14 protein-coding genes are annotated in these 19,655 nt (G+C 41.9%); 5 read left to right on the forward strand and 9 right to left on the reverse strand.

The annotated features are described in order from the left end of the window. The first annotated feature begins 63 nt into the window (after window positions 1-63). Both AC5JL8_RS09750 and AC5JL8_RS09755 read left to right on the forward strand, forming a co-directional pair. Window positions 64-1,239, forward strand: a complete 1,176-nt coding sequence (locus AC5JL8_RS09750) for a DNA double-strand break repair nuclease NurA (protein WP_495879586.1) — start codon at window positions 64-66, stop codon at window positions 1,237-1,239. A gap of 483 nt (window positions 1,240-1,722) precedes the next feature. Further along, the gene (locus AC5JL8_RS09755; protein ID WP_495879687.1) at window positions 1,723-3,063 is read left to right on the forward strand and encodes a PAS domain-containing sensor histidine kinase; all 1,341 of its coding nucleotides are present in this window, start codon (window positions 1,723-1,725) and stop codon (window positions 3,061-3,063) included. A gap of 100 nt (window positions 3,064-3,163) precedes the next feature. Here AC5JL8_RS09755 and dacB read toward each other — a convergent pair whose 3' ends face one another. The 5 genes from dacB to AC5JL8_RS09780 form a co-directional block, all read right to left on the reverse strand. Next, on the reverse strand, window positions 3,164-4,627 hold the full coding sequence (dacB, locus tag AC5JL8_RS09760; RefSeq protein ID WP_495879587.1) for a D-alanyl-D-alanine carboxypeptidase/D-alanyl-D-alanine endopeptidase: 1,464 nt from the start codon (window positions 4,625-4,627) through the stop codon (window positions 3,164-3,166). A gap of 346 nt (window positions 4,628-4,973) precedes the next feature. Next, window positions 4,974-5,435: a tellurite resistance TerB family protein gene (locus AC5JL8_RS09765; protein WP_495879588.1), complete on the reverse strand. Its 462-nt coding sequence runs from the start codon at window positions 5,433-5,435 to the stop codon at window positions 4,974-4,976. A gap of 163 nt (window positions 5,436-5,598) precedes the next feature. Further along, the gene (ilvB, locus tag AC5JL8_RS09770; protein WP_495879589.1) at window positions 5,599-7,518 is read right to left on the reverse strand and encodes a biosynthetic-type acetolactate synthase large subunit; all 1,920 of its coding nucleotides are present in this window, start codon (window positions 7,516-7,518) and stop codon (window positions 5,599-5,601) included. Between the two features lie 134 nt (window positions 7,519-7,652). Further along, window positions 7,653-8,915, reverse strand: coding sequence for an MFS transporter (locus tag AC5JL8_RS09775; protein ID WP_495879590.1), 1,263 nt, complete (start codon window positions 8,913-8,915; stop codon window positions 7,653-7,655). A 161-nt stretch (window positions 8,916-9,076) separates the two neighbouring features. Next, entirely contained in the window at window positions 9,077-9,676 is a 600-nt protein-coding gene (locus AC5JL8_RS09780) for a hypothetical protein (RefSeq protein ID WP_495879591.1), read from the reverse strand. 654 nt (window positions 9,677-10,330) lie between these two features. Here AC5JL8_RS09780 and AC5JL8_RS09785 point away from each other — a divergent pair. Beyond that, window positions 10,331-11,455, forward strand: a complete 1,125-nt coding sequence (locus tag AC5JL8_RS09785; RefSeq protein ID WP_495879592.1) for a ferrochelatase — start codon at window positions 10,331-10,333, stop codon at window positions 11,453-11,455. A 140-nt stretch (window positions 11,456-11,595) separates the two neighbouring features. Here the strand turns inward: AC5JL8_RS09785 and AC5JL8_RS09790 are convergent, their stop codons facing one another. Next, on the reverse strand, window positions 11,596-12,879 hold the full coding sequence (locus tag AC5JL8_RS09790) for an aspartate aminotransferase family protein (RefSeq protein WP_495879593.1): 1,284 nt from the start codon (window positions 12,877-12,879) through the stop codon (window positions 11,596-11,598). 151 nt (window positions 12,880-13,030) lie between these two features. Here AC5JL8_RS09790 and AC5JL8_RS09795 point away from each other — a divergent pair, with 151 nt between their 5' ends. Continuing rightward, complete coding sequence (locus AC5JL8_RS09795; RefSeq protein WP_495879594.1) at window positions 13,031-14,095, forward strand: potassium channel family protein; 1,065 nt, start codon at window positions 13,031-13,033, stop codon at window positions 14,093-14,095. A 631-nt stretch (window positions 14,096-14,726) separates the two neighbouring features. Further along, entirely contained in the window at window positions 14,727-17,441 is a 2,715-nt protein-coding gene (locus AC5JL8_RS09800; protein WP_495879595.1) for an AMP-binding protein, read from the forward strand. Window positions 17,442-17,742: 301 nt separating this feature from the next. Here the strand turns inward: AC5JL8_RS09800 and AC5JL8_RS09805 are convergent, their stop codons facing one another. From AC5JL8_RS09805 to AC5JL8_RS09815, 3 genes are all read right to left on the reverse strand, one after another. Next, on the reverse strand, window positions 17,743-18,297 hold the full coding sequence (locus tag AC5JL8_RS09805; RefSeq protein ID WP_495879596.1) for a methylmalonic aciduria and homocystinuria type D protein: 555 nt from the start codon (window positions 18,295-18,297) through the stop codon (window positions 17,743-17,745). 240 nt (window positions 18,298-18,537) lie between these two features. Next, entirely contained in the window at window positions 18,538-18,744 is a 207-nt protein-coding gene (locus tag AC5JL8_RS09810; protein ID WP_495879597.1) for a glycogen debranching protein, read from the reverse strand. A gap of 221 nt (window positions 18,745-18,965) precedes the next feature. After that, window positions 18,966-19,619: a MotA/TolQ/ExbB proton channel family protein gene (locus tag AC5JL8_RS09815; protein ID WP_495879598.1), complete on the reverse strand. Its 654-nt coding sequence runs from the start codon at window positions 19,617-19,619 to the stop codon at window positions 18,966-18,968. Window positions 19,620-19,655: the final 36 nt, after the last annotated feature.

Raw genomic sequence — 19,655 nt, forward strand, 5'->3', positions numbered from 1 at the left:
AAATTCAATCTCTGAAATTTACAATTTCGCTTCAATTTCGCTTAATATAAACTCTAAAATCTTATGCTTGACCTGACAAAATTAGCGCGGCAAATGCAAGGCTTAAGTCAGCATCTTACCGTAGAGGCTGTTGCCAGCCGCCAGCGTTTAGAATTAGCTCAACAACATCTCATAAATGCTTACGAGTGTCAACAAGATTTAGTTGATCGCCAAGAAAAATGGCGCGATCGCATTCTCTTTGCCAATGCTACCCCCATTGAACCCTTAGAAACCAGCATTAATATTCCAGTTCCGCCGAAAATTCATACTGTCATTGCTACCGATGGTTCGCAAATAGCTCCTAACCATCATGAAATTGCTTATTGCTATCTGCTGAATATCGGTAGGGTGGTTTTACACTACGGACAAAATCTCCACCCCCTATTAGATAGTTTGCCAGAGGTATTCTATCGTCCAGAAGATTTGTATATGTCTCGACAGTGGGGAATTAGAACTGAGGAATGGATGGGTTATCGCCGCACCGCTAGCGAAGCAACAGTTTTGGCAGAACTTGCTTGCAGTGTGAAAACAGAAGCACCAACCCTTGCAATGGTGGATGGTTCATTAATTTATTGGTTTTTAGAACAGTTGCCGATTGATGCACGCGATCGCATCTTACCCCCCATCTTAGAAGCATGGAAACAAATGCGTGATGCTCAAATTCCGCTGATGGGCTATCTTAGCGCCTCTCGTAACGTTGAAGGCATGAACTTTTTACGTCTGCTAGCTTGTCCCCATCCAGTACCAGACTGTATAAGTTATTGCCCCAACCAGTTAGAAAAAGTACCTTGTAAAATATTTGAACCTCTGCGAGATACTTCTTTGTGGGCCACCCAGCTCAAACCAGGACAGCGCGGCCCCCTGTGGCGGAGTAATGCCCGAATTTTAGATTTGTACGAAGAGCAAACGATCTACTTTTGCTATATCCACGTTGGCACGGAAATTGCCCGAATAGAAGTTCCAGCCTGGGTAGCAGAAAACACCAGCCTGTTTGACCAATCGCTGGGACTCATGCTGGCCCAAGTGCAGAAAGGATATGGCTACCCAGTGGCGATCGCCGAAGCGCATAATCAAGCCGTCGTACGTGGTGGCGACAAAGCGCGCTTTTTTGCCCTTTTAGAAAAACAAATGATCAAAGCAGGTTTGAAGAATGTCGGCACTTCTTATAAAGAAGCTAGAAAGCGAGGAAGTATTGCGTAATTACTTGCACACACTATCTTAAATTAGAAAATTCGTAAAATTTTCTACAATATCTCTAAATAAATTAATACAAATTTGACTTCGCCAATAGTAATTTTTGATATTACTTAAAACTAAAGTACAAATCTAAGACTTTATTAACTATCAAAACTTTACCTATTGTTACATTGTTGCTGAATTGCTTTGCCTAGCAAAGATTTTGAACTAGCAAAACTCACATTAAATAATTTACGTAACACTTCTTAACTTAAATTCTAAACATTAAGGTTTATTTTATAGTTTTTCAGGGAAATCTATATAAATACAGAAAAATGGGTAAATAGTAAGGTAGTTAAATAGGTAGAACATAGGCTAAACTCGCAACTACAGCATCAATTTTATTGCGTAATTGATCGTGGGCGCAAATTTTTAGGCTGGGAAATATGCCAATTATAAAAATTTAAAACATTGCCAGATAAACCACTGTTGGATAATTTTAAAATCATGGAAAAATCTCGCTATAATTTTCAAGAATTGGAAGAAAAATATTCTCGATTTTTTTCGCTTTCGCTAGATTTACTTTGTATTGCTGGTTTTGATGGTTACTTTAAGCATTTAAATCCAGCCTGGACAAGAATACTAAATTGGTCAACCCAAGAGTTAATGAGCAAACCATTTCTGGAGTTTGTTCATCCCGAAGACCGTGAATCTACGATTTTAGAATGCCAGAAACTTTCAAATTCTGAAGATACAATTTCCTTTGAAAACCGCTATCTTTGTCAGGATGGCTCTTATAAATGGTTGTCATGGAATTCAACTCCTTTTAATGAAGAGAATTTGATTTATGCAGTAGCCCGTGACATTACTCTGATAAAACAAAATGAAATAGTTTTACGCGATTCTATTTTAGCGTCTCAGACTCACGCAGAAAAACTCAATATAACATTACATAAATTACAAGAAACCCAAGCTCAACTAATTCAGCAAGAAAAAATGTCCAGCCTGGGGCAATTAGTAGCTGGAGTTGCCCATGAGATTAATAACCCAGTTAATTTTATTCATGGCAACCTATCTCCTGCTAAAGAATATATTGAAAACTTATTAAAGCTATTGCATCTCTATCAAGATTATTATCCTAATCGCGTTTCCGAAATAAATACTTTTTCTGAAGAAATTGATTTAGAATTTCTTACTGTTGACCTATTTAAAATCCTGTCTTCCATGGAAATTGGTACTAAGAGGATTCGGGAAATTGTTTTGAGCTTGCGAAACTTCTCTCGCCTTGATGAAGCCGATATGAAAGCAGTTAATATTCATGAAGGTATAGATAGTACGCTTTTGATTTTGCAGAATCGACTGAAAGCCAAGCCAGACCATCCAGAGATTGAAATTATTAAAGAGTACGGCAATCTGCCTTTAGTAGAGTGCTATGCCGGACAGTTAAATCAGGTGTTTATGAACATTATCGATAATGCCATTGATGCTATAGATAATGACAACTTTCAGCGTTCTAAGCAAGATATTTTGAGCAATCCCAGCCGGATTATAATTCGCACCGAACTTGCCAAGAATAAAGCAATAATACGAATTATCGATAATGGGCCAGGAATGACCCAAGAGGTGAAGCAGAAGCTATTCGATCCATTTTTTACAACTAAGTCTGTAGGTCAAGGAACAGGCTTGGGCTTATCGATTAGTTACCAGATTGTTGTAGAGAAACACTCTGGAGTACTTAGGTGTGAGTCAGAAATAGGAAAAGGAACCGAGTTTTGGATTGAAATTCCTTTGCAACAGGAAAAGAAGCTAACGGTATGCCTAACTCATTCAGTTATGGAAACAACATAAGTAGCAAATTGAGTTTAATGCAAGTTGAGCAGTTTGGCTGAAGATAACTACACCCAAAATACTCAACTTTGCAAATATCAATCGATGTGCCAAAGATCAGTTAACAACGCTGCAACTGCGTTAACAATACTACAATTTCATCAATTGCTTGTCGCAACATGCTTGCGGACTGTTCACTTTGATTGACCATAATGCTAAAAACTAACGGCTCATAGCTAGTTCCGTTTATATATCCGGCTAGGGAAACTGCACCGCTTAATGTCCCTGTTTTTGCTTGCACGATACCCTCAGCAGGAGTATTGCGAAAGCGATTCTTTAGAGTACCGCTTTTCCCTGCAACGGGTAAAGATGCCCGATAAACAGATGCGGCTGGTGTTTTTGCCATTCCTTGCAAAGTTTGTACTAAAGCTTCTGGCGACACTAGGTTACGACGTGATAACCCGGAACCATCTACCAAAATGTAAGTTGTTGGATCGACTCCTAACTTAATTAAACTTGCTTTAAGAACTTCTAACCCAATATCAGCAGTATTCTTATTGTGCAGATTGGGTTGTTTAAAAGCTAATGCTCTAAGTAATGCTTCAGCATAGAGATTATTACTATTTACATTTGTCTCTGTTACCAATTCAGATAACGGAGGCGAATCTACCGCTGCTATTTCCTGCTGATTATTACCACCAGGAACTACCAATGTTTGCCCCAAGCTGATTTTTTCTGTTGCCAAAACAGTACGGAAACGCCGCAAGAAATAATAATTAGGGTCAACTACTGGTAAAGTTACTAAATAAGATTCAGAATTTGCTGCTAACTGTCCTTGAATTCGTAATAAAAACCCTCTCAAATCACGGGTAACGTTGATGGGTTTAGAATTTTGTGTAACTGTCATTGACTGATTAATTATTCCCCACTGTTTCGCCTCATTGGGATCAGTCCAAATGACTTGTAAAGGTTTACCTATAGCTTGGGGTACAAGCTTGAAGGTAAAAATATTTTCATTCAAAATAAAGCTACTGATTGGTGCGCCATAGTCTGACTGTACATCTTCCCATTGCCAAGTAGGGTTGACTATATCCCCTTGAATATAACTATCATCAACAGCCAATTGACTAATTTGGGTAATACCCTGTTGTTTCAATTGTTTTGCTAGTGCTTGCAACTGAGTATCACTCAAGCTAGGGTCTCCTCTACCCACGACACGCAAAATACCATTATCATCTTGATAAATTGAGGTACGAATACGAAAATTTGTACCTAACTGCTGTAATGCAGCTGCTGTTGTCAGCAATTTTGTATTAGAAGCTGGGGTAAAGTATTTCTGAGCATCTCGACTGTAAAGAGGTTGCTCAGATGATAAGGATTGTACTAATATTCCCCAACGCACTCGACTAAATAAGGGACGATTAATAATAGAATTTACAGATGTCGCTAGTTGAGCCGGGCAAATTGTTTTTGTGGTGGGTGGAGCTACCGGGGTTGGTATTTGTGCTTGAGTTGCTTGGTGAATAACACCAATATGAATACCAAAAAACAACAACGTTAAACCAATAGTAATTTTTTTTGTCATTACATAGTGCTGAAAACTACTTGATGATAATAGCTTGAGGTTGCGCTTTTTAACAAAGTCAATATTCTTACCTTTACCGTTTTGGCAATTTTTGCAAAAGTTGCCAACAAAAAAATCATGAGTAGCTATTTTAAGGCAATCATGAACTGCATTATTTATTCTTTAACGATATAGATAAATGTTTGGCCCGATTTTAGGTACATATTGTCAAACTAAGTTTGCAATTTCATAGATTTAGGCAGATAAATGAAATAACCATACTAAATTGCGATAATTAGTATTGTGTGAAATTTTAAACTTGACTTTTGTAAAAGTTTTTAATTCAACATTGATATTACTTTTCCTCTTATCCATACTCTTCTTCGCCATCTTCCGCAAAAATTCCGTCTATAATCTCTTGTGCGCGCTTGTCTGAAATTTTCAAGGCTTCCTGAAGCTTAGAAATATAATTCTGTTCAGTTTTAGGTACTTCATCGTCAATACCCACCACTAAAAGAGCAGTGATATATGCAGCTTCTCGATTATCTGTATCTAGTAAAGAGGCGATCGCCTGTTCAAATAAGTCTTCGCGTTTTGTTTTCTCTAGCAAGCCATAAACTTTGGATGTCAACTTTTCAAAGTCTTTTTGCGAGAACTTTTCAAATTGGGAAATACTAGCTAACATTTCACTCAAAACATATTTTTCTGTCCTGCTTAGACCTTGATCATCAGCAACTGCGGAAAAATGTCCAATGACTGCGATCGCTACTTCTGGTTCCAGCACAACTGAACTGGTGCTACGGCTTTTAGGCAACTTGCGTTTAAACATAATTATCCTTTAAAAGTTCCGTTATGGCTGAAGCAGCAATCCCTTGGGTTTATATAGCTTCCTTAATTTAGGTTTCCCAAAAAAAAGCAGAGAATACACTTCTCTGCTTAGAAAGACACTTCAAATGTCGTTAATCTAGCTTTTTAATTCAACTCAGCACTCTTCATAGCTTAGTGCCACATTCACAACAGAAGTTGTGAGCAGGAGCGTTTTTCGTACCACAATGGCTGCAATAAACTGGTTCTACAGCTGTTGTCGGTGGCTGCTTAGGCAAGCCAATCATTTGAGCGTTACTCTTGCCTGGGGCTACCATGGGATAGCAGTTTTCATCTCTGGTGACGCGGACATCTACAACTACAGGGCCATTGTGTGCCAGGATTTCGGCGATCGCATCCTTGAGTTGTTCACGTTTGCTAATCACCATACCTTTGATGCCGTAAGCTTTTGCCAAAAACTCAATGTCTGGCATTCCTACTTCCATGTTTGAGCAGGAGTAACGTTCACCGTAGAAGGCTTGTTGCCACTGGCGTACCATTCCCTGCCAACCATTATTGAGAATCACTGTCTTGACATTTATGCCATATTGTGATAATGTTCCCAACTCTTGTAAGCACATTTGGAAACTGGCATCGCCGCTGATACAGATGACTTCTTCATCGGGGAACGCTACCTTAGCACCCATTGCCGCAGGTACACCAAAACCCATTGTTCCTAAACCAGCGCTGGAAATCCACCGTCGGGGGCCATTCTTGAGGAATTGTGCTGCCCACATTTGATGCTGACCGACATCCGTGGTGTAGAAAGCATTGGGCGCTTGGCGACCAAGTTCTACAATCACTTCTTGGGGAGAAATGCTGTCAGTATGCTGTGGCACTACTAAAGGATACTCTTCGCGCCAACGGTTGATTAAGTTTAGCCATTCTTGGTTTTGGTTGGGTGTACTTTTTGTACCTGTTTGCTTACACCGACGCAACAAGTCAACCAATACATTTCGGACATCGCCAACAATGGGCACTTCTGGAACGCGGTTTTTGCCAACTTCTGCGGGATCGATATCGATATGAATGACTTTGGCGCGGGAGGCAAATTCATCCAATTTGCCAGTTACACGGTCATCGAATCTCGCACCAACGCAGATCAACAAGTCACAATCGGTAACAGCAAAGTTAGCGTAGGCTGTCCCATGCATCCCCAACATTCCCAAAGCTAGGGGATGATGTTCGTCAAAAACACCAATACCCATCAAAGTTGTAGTGACGGGAATGTTAAATAACTCAGCTAGTTCTTTAACTTCTTGGTGGGCCCCTGAGGCGATCGCACCTCCACCCACATACAACAGGGGACGGCGGCTTTCCCGAATTAATTGGATGGCTGCATTAATCTGCCGGGGATTGCCCTTAACTGTAGGACGATAGCCACGCAACTTCACCGAACCCGGTTCTACAGGCACATAGTCAAATTCTTCTAAAGCCACATCTTTGGGCACATCAATCAAAACTGGCCCGGGACGCCCTGTGCTAGCAATGTGGAATGCTTCTGCCACAATGCGTGCCATATCTTTGGGATCGCGCACTACATAAGAGTGTTTGACTATCGGCAGGGTGATTCCATAAATATCAGTTTCTTGGAATGCATCCGTACCAATTGATGCCCGTGGTACTTGCCCGGTGACCACGATCATCGGGATCGAGTCCATATAGGCGGTAGCGATGCCTGTTACCAAGTTAGTCGCCCCTGGGCCAGAGGTGCCAAAGCATACTCCTACTTTACCAGTGGCGCGGGCGTAGCCATCAGCAGCATGAGATGCACCTTGTTCGTGTCTCACCAGGATGTGCTTAATGCCAGCAGTCGCTTCCACCTTGTACAAATCATCGTAAATCGGCAGAATTGCCCCACCAGGATAACCAAAGATATATTCGACCCCGTGGCGCTGGAGGCTGTCAAGGAGAGCAAAACCACCGGATGCACGCTGAGGGGTTACTACGACGGTTTGGATAGTCGTATTCAGCTGGGTGTGATTCTCGGTTTGTGGGGGACTGATTCGGGTTGGCGATTCTCCTGTGGAGACACTTTGTGAACGCACTGTCAAACCTCTGAGAATAGCTAAGTTAATACTTGGATTCTGTAGTTAAGATTTCATTTTAATAGAAAAGTTTAATTAAATCCTTACAAAAATATCTATCTTTGATATCTAGTTAACCTATAACTCTTTATGCTTTAGATTACGTCTTGCAGTACTCGACGGGTATTTTGCCAAGCCCAAACACCAACAGCCGCAACTACAATGCTCATGGTTACCAACACAACGCGCAAGCCCAAAATATCAGTTAAGGGGCCTGTAATTGCCAGGGGTAAGGAAAGAGCAATATTGACGGCATGATTTTGAAAGCCAAATACTTTACCGTGCATCGTGGGTGGTGCTTGCTGTTGAATTAAAGTTTGCATTGGCACGCCAATTAGAGAAGCACCTATACCTAACAATGCACAGAGTCCTAGCGCCAATAAAAGGTTATGGGTAAAAGTGAACACTCCTAAAACCACAGCCATCATCAAAAATCCGATTAAGGGTAAAGGTTTGTGATGCAATTTCACACCCCAGTGACCCAAAATACCTGCGCCCAAGACCATACCAACCCCAGCTGCTGCCAAGAAAAAGCCGAACTGTTTCTCTTTTAAGCCAAAGTCCTCTGCCAATCTAATTGTCAGTACTGTTAATGCTGCAAACACGCAATACAAAGTCACAAGTTGCAGCATGGCATTCAATACCAAACGGTTTTTCGTTAAATAGCGCAAACTTGCTGTAAATTCGGCCCAAGGCTTAATTGATTCCTGATGCACCTCAGTAGATTGGTGTTCTCTAAATTTAATTGGCTGCATGATTGCAGCTGATAACAAATATAAAACGCTAACTATAATCTCTTGACCGTACTGTTCTCCCAGAAAGGTTTTCGACCAACTTAATATCGGTTCTCCTATAGCAAAACCAACTATCAAGGCTCCCATCATCGTGCTGCTAAACAGCGCGTTAGCTGCCATTAAATTCTCTTTTCGCACCAACAAGGGAATGGCGGCTTGTTCTGCTGGGGCAAAAAACTGCGTCACAGTAGAAATAGCAAAAACAAGTATTAATAAGAATAAGAATTCACGCGGTAAAAACGGAATTAATAACGTCAATAACCCACGCACAACATCAGAGCCAACCATAATTAGCTTTTTAGGCAAGCGGTCAACAAAGATACCACCCGCAGAACCAAACAATATCGCTGGTATTGTAAACACTAACATCAAGGTTGAGTGCATTGAGCTATCTGCCAATCCCGGAAGGGGTGGGTAATGCTCCAGCAAGGCAATCATCAAAACGAAGAAGACCTTATCTGCCAACTGGGAAACGAGTTGCCCAATCCACAGGAGCATAAAATTTCGGTTTTTTAGCAGTGCGCCAAACCCGTTATTAACAGCAGCAGGTTCCGTTGGAAACATTAGTTACTCAATAATAGGGACTAGGGTAGATGGGGAGCAGAGGGGCAGAGGTGCAGGAAAACAAGAAAAGAGAAATTATTTCTTCAGATTCTTGCTGTTCATCACTCCATTTTAAAAGCTGCCTTATTTCTGACTCCTACTTGCCAACTTTGTTTTCCGGACTATTTGTTTTCATAGCGCTTTAACAGCAGGTGCAAAAATTCAGCTGCACTTAAGCGATCGCCTTTGGCGCTGCGCTCCGCGCAATCGCTCTTGGGGTAAAATTCCTCAGATGAGTCTACCCAAAAGCCTTGTACAGTTTGAGGCGATCGCCACATGGATAAATGGTCAACTGCTGGTTCAGCATAGAAGTTATTTTGCCCACTACCCAGTAAAGATGAACTCCAGTGAGTAAAATAATCATGGCTGATCCGATGAATGGGAAAATCTCCCCATAGTGGCACCCCCCATCCATCTATAGCAATAAACGCTTTGACATTACCACCTAAGAGTCGCCACGAACACGCCGCCAGAATTGCCCCGACTACGCCAGCACTAAAGCTAATGAATATAACGGGCGATTCTAACTTATCTCCCACGCGATCGCGCAAAAACTGCAAAATATGCAATGCTGATAGCGTCAAAAACCCCTGTTCTGGGAAAACCAGTACATCATCTAAATTTGCAGCAATTGAGCTACGAGAATCAGGATCTAAACACCCCAATATAAAGCTTTTAGTTAAGGCTGGATCATGAATTCCAGGGCAAATAATTATGCTCATCTGTTTTTCGTGTTAGCAGCTGTAAAAGAAACTGGGAATTAGGGATTAGGGATTGGGTAAGAGCGCGGAAAAATTCTGGAAGGCGGCTTTTACCCACTGACAAATTTTGGAATGTTTTCCCAGTACCCAGTCCCGGAGCGGCGTTCATGGAGCCGCGACCAGTTGACAATTCTCTTTTTCCAACCATTTTAGTTATCAATAAGACATTGTGTCTCAGCAATATTAACTAAATATTTTGTTGAAAAATTTTATAAATCATCTCTGAATTAGGCTATTAGGAATCTTCAGGATACACAAAATTCTAAATACTTAACATCTTGCATGAGGTGACTTTAAATTACAGCTCATTTTGCACATAGGCACAACCTGCAAAAGCAGGTTTCAAGACACTTAGTTTATATAGCCGTTGGATGCGCGATGAGAACAATTTTCCGGCCAATGGAAGATACTACTTTCGCTTCTAGTCCCTCATCATTGTAGGTAAATTTTTTTATCTATGTAGCGATCGCTGGAGTATATGATGTAATGTCCCGTTATGATGATTTTACTGATCCTATCCCCCCGGATGGGATAACATTTAAGTAAGCAGCGAAGTAATTAAGTTACTTTCTCACTGCTTTAACTCTCGATTCTGGTTATATTGAGGAACTCATTGTGGTAGCCACGCCGGAAAAAGTACAACACACTCACGAGCAATCATCAGGTAAAAATAGAGTCGCCGTATTGCTCATGGGCTACGGCGAAGTCGAAAGCTACGAAGATTTCGCTAACTATAATGAACAGGCTTTAAATCTATTAACAGCAAAATTTGCACCAGTTCCAACTTGGATTTACCCACCCCTAGCAAAGCTTTTGGCATTATTTGACCGTCACGAGTGGGGACACACACACCACGATTTTATTTCCCCACATAATGCCATCTTTGAAAAACAACGTGCTGGCATTGAGAAGTTGTTACAAGAAAAGTGGGGCGATGGCGTCCAAGTCTTTAAAGCTTTCAACTTCTGCGCTCCTTTTTTGCCTAAACAAGTCTTAGCGGAAATTCAAAACCAAGGCTTTGACAAAATTTTGATTTACCCACTGTTGGTGGTTGATTCTATCTTTACTAGTGGAATTGCGATCGAGCAGGTAAATAACGCCTTAGCTGAGATGGCTGATGGCGAGCAACATTGGGTAAAAGGCCAACGCTACATCCCTTCTTTCTACAACGAACCAGCCTACATTGATTTGATGGCTCATCTAGTAGAGGAAAAAATTACTGCCGATTTAGCAGCAACCTACCTACCTTCTCAAGTCGGCATTGTGCTAATGAACCACGGCTGTCCCCACAAAGCTAAAGGCTTCACCTCTGGGATTGTCGAAAGTCAGGCACTTTACGACTTGGTGCGTGATAAGTTGATTAACCGCTATCCTTTAATTTCGGTAGGTTGGCTCAACCACGATACACCCTTAATTGAATGGACGCAGCCAAACGCCGAGCAAGCTGCTAATAACCTCATTCAATTAGGTGCAAAAGCGGTGATTTTTATGCCGATTGGTTTTGCCACCGAAAATCACGAAACTTTATTGGATGTACACCACATTATCCATGCTTTAGAGAAAAAGCATTCCGATGTGGACTATGTACAAATGCCTTGCGTCAATGACCATCCAGAGTTTTTGGCAATGGCTGCTCAATGGGCAGATGCTTATATTGGTGAGTTGAGACAAGAGGAAGCAATAGCAGTTAATCCTCAAGTAGATGGGCATCACCATCACCATCACCATCATCATCATTAAGTAGCGGCTGGCGTCCCGTTGAGGAGCCACTACGCTCTTGCGGTTAAGCGACCTGTAGCGGTCGCTTAGTTTTAGGTGGGGATTTAATCCCCATCTAAGACTTAATTACGAATTACTACTTGTTAACGCTTTTTGATTCCCTATGCTGCGACCGTAGCCAGTGCTTTGTCTACAGCTTGTAAGGCAGTATTGATTTCTGCCTCTGTAATAATCAATGGCGGCACAAACCGGAGGACTTTTGGGCCAGCTGGTACGAGCAATACACCCTCCTCTATGGCAACTTTAACGATATCAGCTGCGGTTAGCTGAATATCGGCTTGCAACTCTAAACCGTTGATTAAACCCCATCCGCGAACATCAGAAATATAATTGGGATATTTCGTGGCGATCGCTCTTAATCCAGCTCGTAGTTGCTCACCTCTGTCTTGCACATTCTGCAAAATATTCTCTTTTTCTAAAGTTTGGCAGACAGCGATCGCCACCCCGCAAACAAAAGGATTTCCACCAAAGGTGCTGGCGTGTTCCCCTGGTTGAAATACATTGCAGAATTTCTTACTCATCATTGCCCCGATGGGGATACCACCACCTAAGCCCTTAGCGCTGGTGAAAATATCTGGCTCAATGCCAAGATTTTCATAACCCCATAACTTGCCACTGCGCCCCATGCCAACTTGCACTTCATCAAGAATCAGCAAAACGCCAGTTTCATCGCAAATTTGCCGCAGTTTTTGGAAGTAAGCGACATCACCAGGACGTACACCGCCTTCTCCCTGTAATGGCTCTAAAAGAACCGCTGCTACACGATAATCACCTTCATCCAGCTCGCTAATTGCCGCTTCTATGGCTCCAATATCGTTGTAAGGTACGTAGTGGAAACCAGGAACTAAGGGATCAAAATGTTTTTGATATTTTGGTTGCCCCGTAGCGGTAATTGTCGCTAAAGTCCGCCCGTGGAAACTAGCATTAGCCGTTAAGATAATTGGTTGCTCAATGTCTAGTACAGTATGGGCGTATTTCCGCGCTAGTTTAATTGCTGCTTCATTGGCTTCAGCACCAGAGTTGCAGAAAAAGACGCGATCGGCACAGGAATGTTGAATGAGCCATTTTGCTAATTCGCCCTGTTCTGGAATGTAGTACAAATTAGAAACGTGATGCAGCTTCTGGATTTGGCGTGTCACCGCTTCTACCATAGCTGGGTGGGCATGTCCTAAAGTACAAGTGGCAATTCCAGCTACAAAGTCCAAATATTCCCGCCCCTGTGTATCCCATACTCGACATCCTGCGCCCCGTTCTAGGGCTAGAGGAAACCGGGCATAGGTAGACATGACTGCTTCATCGAAGCTATTGGTATCAAAGGGGCTAGCTGGCAAAGAATCCGGCTTTGGGGAGATCGTGGCTTCTTCAACGAGAGTTTGTATGCTCACTACCGCTCCTTGTGAAAATCCTTGATCATATTAGTTATTTACTAGTGTCCTAGAAATCTCTCAAAAATTTCGACTATTTTCAGCAAATAACATTTTCTTGGTGGCTAACCCTCAGATATCCTCTAACCAGTGGCAGAGGTGAAAAAAAATTTTGTACTCGATGCCGGAACAAAAATATCAACGTATCCAAAAAGAGCTGATGACAGGAGCGATCGCTCTTGGCTGTGTTTTCTTAATTGGTACTTTGTGGTACTGCTTAGTAGAGGGCTGGTCATGGGAAGACGCGGCTTACATGACGGTAATTACTTTGGCTACTGTTGGATACGGGGAGACACACCCTTTAGGCAGTCGAGGACGATTATTTACCATTGCCTTAATTTTGATGGGTGTAATCAATATCGGTTACATTGTCAATAGATTTACAGAAGCTGTCATTGAAGGCTACTTTCAAGAAGGAATTCGACTACGACAACAGAGGCGCTTAATGGAATCCTTGTCAGGACATTACATTATCTGTGGATTTAGTCGGACTGGTCGTCAAATTGCCAAAGAATTCCGAGCAGAAGGCGTAGCTTTTGTAGTAATTGATTCTGAGGTTGAATCTGTTCAAAAAGCGCAAGTAGAAGGTTATACAGTATACCAGGGTGATGCGACGCTGGATGAATCGCTGCTGAGAGTTGGTATTGAACGGGCGATTTGTATAGTAGCCGCACTTCCTTCTGATGCAGAAAATTTATATACTGTTCTTTCAGCAAAAACTTTGAATCCAGGAATTCGGGCGATCGCCAGAGCAAGTACAGAAGAAGCTTTGCAAAAGTTACAGCGCGGCGGTGCAGATGCTGTGATTTCTCCCTATATCACAGGCGGGAAGCGGATGGCAGCTGCGGCTCTCAGACCCCAGGTGTTGGATTTTGTAGACGGTATCCTCACAGGTGCAGACCGCCAGTTGTATATGGAAGAATTTTTGCTCGACCCGGCTTCCTGTCCCTTTGTTGGACAAACCCTACAGAGAGCAAAACTGCGATCGCAAACTGGGGCGTTAGTGCTTGCCATCCGCCGCACCGATGGTAATTTGATTGGTGGCCCGACTGGTGACACCGTATTAATGCCGGGAGACACGCTAATCTGCATGGGTACAGCTGAACAACTGCGTAGTCTTAACCAAATCCTTGGCCCTATTGTTTCCCAAAAATTGCGTAAACCTAAAAATATTTGATGAAAATCTTAGGGAAAGCGAAACAAAAGTCCAGCTAACCGCAGGATATCTGATACTAAGTAGCTGTCAAGTAAATAACTTTTACTAATTTGTAATTAACATCTGATGTAGATTAGAAAAGCCTCTTAGTTGATCAGAGTTTCTATATTCGTTCAAAATCATTGATTTAGAATAACCTACGAAATTACAAGGGTGTTGGGCTTCCTTCACATTAAACGTAATTACGAAATTTACACAGCATTTAGGGTTCTAGGTTTGAATATGTTGCCCTTTCTTACTGCATTGATATTAGTAATTATGATGCAGCAAGGACACAGCTAGAGAGGGCTGGCTCCTTCTTAGCAAATTTTTAAAGACGAATTCTTAATTTTCAATTGGTATAAGCTGACGATTTTTTCTTCAAAATACCAGAAGCCACCCGCAGAGTTTATATATTCTTTAAAGTTAGGACTTATTTTGTAAAGAGTGTATTAAGTTTCTAAATTATTATCTTTACACTTATTTCATAAATTACCTAAAAATTGCAATATTCTCTTGAAAAATTCATGAAGACAAAAGAATTCATTGACAGTATGTGTATAAATAAACATTACAACTTAATGTATACGAATATAAGCAGTATTAAAGAAAAATGGCAAAACAAGAGTTACAAAAAAGAGCCACGTCAATCTTTGGTACTTCAATTAATTTAACTATTGAGCAGTTAGTCAGAGATAGCGTCAAACAAAATCCGCAAGCAACAGCAATTGCCGCTCCCGGTCGTTCTTCCCTAAGCTATATGCGTCTGTATGAACACATGCAGGACGTGAATACAACCTTGAATGCCTTGGGGTTGGGTTTGGGAGACCGGATTGCAATTGTGCTGCCCAATGGGCCAGAGATGGCGGTTGCTTTCTTAGCTGTAACTGCTTGTGCCACTAGCGCGCCTCTAAATCCTGCTTATAGTGCTGCGGAATTTGACTTTTATTTCGGTGATTTGAATGCAAAAGCACTGATTGTGCAAGCAGGAATAGATTCACCAGCCAGAAAAGTCGCAATGGCGCGTAATATCCCAATTATTGAACTCGTGCCGCAGTTGGAGGCGGAGGCAGGAATTTTTCGGTTAGTAGGTGAAACCCATTTACCTCCAGTACAACGCACTAGCAGTAGAAGTGAGGATACTGCCCTGGTATTGCATACATCAGGAACTACTGCCCGACCGAAAATTGTGCCATTAACGCAGGCTAATCTATATATCTCAGCACAGAACATTAAAAACGCACTAGAGTTAGGGCCAAGCGATCGCTGTTTGAACGTTATGCCCTTATTTCACGTACAGGGGTTAATTACAGCAATCCTTTCCTCGGTAGCAGCAGCAGCAAGTGTAGCCTGTACTCCTGGATTTGATAACGCTCAGTTTTTTGCTTGGCTGCAAGCAATGCAAGCAACCTGGTATACAGCAGTTCCAACCATCCATCAAGCAGTTTTGAATGCTGCAGCAGATATCAATAAGAGCTTGAATGAGTTCCCCAGACTGCGATTTATTCGTTCTGGAGGTGCTGCCCTACCACGTCCGATAATGACGGCTTTAGAGGAATTATTTCAGGCTCCAGTATTAGAAGGTTATGGCATGACTGAGACGGGCAGTATCAGCTCACTCAATCCCTTACCACCTCGTCAGCGTAAACCCGGTTCAGTCGGAATTGCCGCGGGGTTAGAAATTGGCATCATGGATGAAACAGGCCACTTACTCAAACCAAATCAAATTGGGGAAATTGTTGTTCAAGGTGGCAATGTGATGCTTGCTTACGAAAATAATTCCTTAGCCAATCAAAGCACCTTTACCAATGGCTGGTTTAGAACGGGAGATCAAGGCTATTTAGATCACGAAGGTTATCTATTCATCACAGGCAGACTCAAGGAACAAATCAATCGGGGTGGTGAAAAAATTTCTCCTAGAGAAATTGATGAAGTACTACTAGACCACCCTGCGGTAGCCCAGGCAGTTGCCTTTGCAGTTCCCCATCCTACCCTTGGTGAGGATTTGGCAGCAGCAATTGTTCTACGGCAGAATGCCTCTGTGACAGCAAAAGAAATCCGTGAATTTGCCGCCACTAAGCTGGCTGATTTTAAAGTTCCAACTCAGGTGGTATTTGTCAAAGAAATACCCAAGGGTTCTACAGGCAAACTCCAGCGTATTGGTTTGGCAGACAAGCTAACAGACCAATTGAAGGCAACGTTTGTTGCACCAAGAACTGATATAGAGAAGCTGCTAGCTACAATCTGGGTCGAGGTTCTAGGGATTGAGCAGGTAGGTATTTACGATAATTTCTTTGCTTTGGGTGGTGACTCTTTGGTGGCGTTACGTCTATTCACTGCAATCGAGAAGTCTTTGGGACAGAATCTACCTATATCTACCTTGCTGCAAGCCCCTACTGTTGAGCAACTCGCCACTAAGATTCTTCAGCTAGAATCCTCACAATCTTGGTCTTCTCTGGTGACTCTTCAACCATTCGGTTCTAAACCACCTTTGTTTTGTATCCACGGTTTAGGCGGAGAAGTTCTGTGTTTCCGTGAATTGGCAATGCATTTGGGAACAGACCAACCATTGTACGGTCTACAACCACAAGGGCTAGATGGAAAACAGGCTCCATTTACTCGCCTAGAAGACATGGCGGCACACTACGTTGAAGAAATTCAAACTATTCAGTCGAAGGGGCCTTATTTTCTTGGTGGCTACTCGTTTGGAGGTAATGTTGCCTTTGAGATGGCTCAACAACTTCGTCAGCAAGGTGAGGAAGTAGCTCTTCTAGTTATGTTTGATAGCTGTCGTCCTGGCTATGATGTGCGATTACCATTTGTGAAGCGACTTGGCGAGCATTTAAATAATCTCTTACAACTAGGGCCTGATTACCTTTGGCAAAGAACTGAGGTTTGGAGACAGTGGATTCCAAATCTGCTCAATAGTGGCCTCTATCGTTTCAAACAGAAATACAAGCATTACTTTAATGTTCAGTCTGATCAATTCTTAGACACTGACCGACACCTAGAAATTTCGGAAGCTAATAAACAGGCTCTTAGTAACTATGAGTTCCAGGTTTATCCAGGTCGAGTCGTCCTCTTCCGAACTGATGATCAAGCTCGCGTCAGTGCTGTTGGCATACAATATGATCCTCAATTCGGTTGGGGCGACGTTGTTACTGGCGGACTGGATATTTATTGTATTCCCGGTTCTCACTTTTCTCTACTCAACGAACCCTATGTAAAAGTAGTTGCTGAGAAATTGCATACTTGTCTAGATCAAGCCCAAGTAGATGTGCTAAGACGTAGCTCCGAAGCTGACCACTCTCTAACAATAATGAGTTAGCAAAGCTTGTCTGTTGAAACTGAGGTCATATCATGTCCGGCAAATCACCCTTAATGTCATTGCGAGTGGAACGAAGTCAAACGACGCAATCGCAATGTTTTTGGGATTGCTTCCCTACGGTCGCAATGACGGTTATTTGAATGGACATGATATCAGAGTGTGAGGATCTAAATTGATAGGGGTGTAGGGGAGTGAAGAGTAATTCTCGCTCATCTCCCTCATATACCCTTTCTTGGTCATATCTTTACCTCTACAAAAATTGCAATAAAGCAACTGATGCAAGATGTGGTGTGAGAGACTATTAAATAATTTCTTGCCATCCATGCATAGGCGCTATGCTTTTAGTGACCGATTCAATCAGAATTGGGGAAGCTTCTGATATCAAGATGCTAGGATAAACGGCTGTACCCCAGTTCGGATGTACTAGCACACAGCATTTGTCTTGAATTACTGGGTAATTAAGTAAAGCTTTCACAACTGCTGTGTCATCGTGGGGAATTACCCCGGAATGGGAAAGTAAGGGAAAGCCAGTACGAGGATCTATAAGGTCTGTTAAATAGCCGCGATCGCGCAGATTAAATGCTAAATCACAACCAAACCTCATAAACTTTTCTCGTAAGCGTTCTTTTTCTCTCTCTACTTCTGCCGTACTTTCGAGTAGTTGATATCGTGATTGTTGTAAAACAATCACTACCCATAAAAAAGATTGCTGTTTCCAATCTGGTAATATCCGTTCGCAGTTGGCACAGATATACTGGCTAGGAGAATGAATTGAAATCTGAACAGCTTGTCCCGTTTTGCCAACCAAATTAATGGGATAGCTTGGCTTTGAAGTGTAAACTTTGGGATAGTTCACTACATTGATTCGGTTTGTGCAAGTTTTTGACTTTAATCCTTGCGATCGATAATAACTCTTAAAACTTCATAAAAATCATCAATTTTCCATAACAGTTACGGTTATTTGGGAACTGTCGTCGATCAAGTATTAAGTTTTAATCAGTTTTTTATCGTTTATTAACCTATTTTGAGCAAACTTGTTTTTTTGCTGGGCAATTTCAATGTCTAGAAATCTCTAAAACTAGAGAGATAATCTGTATTAATCAAGCTTTAAAGCATTGACTGGAACATCATCCCAAGAATCGACTATCCGCAATCGCGCTTCCCAGCCGGAGGACTTTTGCGTCTCACTCAAATTTTTATCAAAGGATTCATGACAATCTTGTGCTTGAGACTCGTTACAGCAGGCAATACAAGCATGAATCATGCCAGACGGATCAATTTGCTCGTTTACCCAAATAGTCATGGATTATCCCCTCAAAAAATGTAGTGGAAAAAGCTATTTGTTTTTCTAGAATACTATTAAAATTGAACATTGTAGAGTAGTCAAAAGACTTATTTAAATTCTCTACATTAAAGCTGACAGGTGTAAGTATTTTTCTCTTATTATGGCTTTTGGGTGGCGATCGCTAATTTAGCTCACTGTACTTGACGCAACCGATCCATAACCGCTACCACTTGGCTGGTTCATTTGGTAGGCGCATAGGATTTCTCTCCTCTTTCATAGCGGCGGCGGTAGAGTAATTCTAACTGTCCACCATACTCTTGAATCCAGGCAATCTGGCGTTGGTAAAGCCCTCGGAAAGTATTAGCAAATAGAAGTGTAAAAATAGCAACGACCAATCCTGATGCTGTAGATACCAAAGCTTCACTAATCCCGGCTGTCACACCTGTTGTTTTTGTACCTCCTACATCACCAATATTTAGAGAGGCAAAGGAAGTAATTAACCCTAAGACAGTACCGAGAAGTCCCAATAAAGGTGCAAGTCCGATGATCGTCTCGAAAATGTTTTGGAAACGCTTAAGTAAAGGTATCTCAGCTTGCGCTTCACTTTCTAATGCCAAACGAAATTCCTCTGGAGTCGGCTCTTCTAATTCTAAAGCTGCCAGAAAAATTCGGGCGATGGGTAAATTAGTATTTTGCTGTAATTTATCCCAAGCGCCGACTATATTACCTTGACGATAAAGTTGTAATACTTCTCGCACAACACGGTTTTGACGTCTATTTATTTGTACCCAAAACCTCAGCCGTTCAATAATCAACGCCACAGCTAACATCGAAAACCCCAACAGGGGCCACATGACTACGCCACCTACCGTAAATAAATTACTAATTTCCATTTATTGTTTTTCCACTCCTCGACAATGCTAGATTAA

It is taken from the genome of Mojavia sp. (genome assembly GCF_059505145.1).

Bases quoted from the DNA above. Each gene is read 5' to 3' on its own strand.
- AC5JL8_RS09750 (WP_495879586.1), top strand. From the start codon at position 64: ATGCTTGACCTGACAAAATTAGCGCGGCAAATGCAAGGCTTAAGTCAG.
- AC5JL8_RS09755 (WP_495879687.1), top strand. From the start codon at position 1,723: ATGGAAAAATCTCGCTATAATTTTCAAGAATTGGAAGAAAAATATTCT.
- dacB (WP_495879587.1), bottom strand. From the start codon at position 4,627: ATGACAAAAAAAATTACTATTGGTTTAACGTTGTTGTTTTTTGGTATT.
- AC5JL8_RS09765 (WP_495879588.1), bottom strand. From the start codon at position 5,435: ATGTTTAAACGCAAGTTGCCTAAAAGCCGTAGCACCAGTTCAGTTGTG.
- AC5JL8_RS09775 (WP_495879590.1), bottom strand. From the start codon at position 8,915: ATGTTTCCAACGGAACCTGCTGCTGTTAATAACGGGTTTGGCGCACTG.
- AC5JL8_RS09780 (WP_495879591.1), bottom strand. From the start codon at position 9,676: ATGAGCATAATTATTTGCCCTGGAATTCATGATCCAGCCTTAACTAAA.
- AC5JL8_RS09800 (WP_495879595.1), top strand. From the start codon at position 14,727: ATGGCAAAACAAGAGTTACAAAAAAGAGCCACGTCAATCTTTGGTACT.
- AC5JL8_RS09810 (WP_495879597.1), bottom strand. From the start codon at position 18,744: ATGACTATTTGGGTAAACGAGCAAATTGATCCGTCTGGCATGATTCAT.
- AC5JL8_RS09815 (WP_495879598.1), bottom strand. From the start codon at position 19,619: ATGGAAATTAGTAATTTATTTACGGTAGGTGGCGTAGTCATGTGGCCC.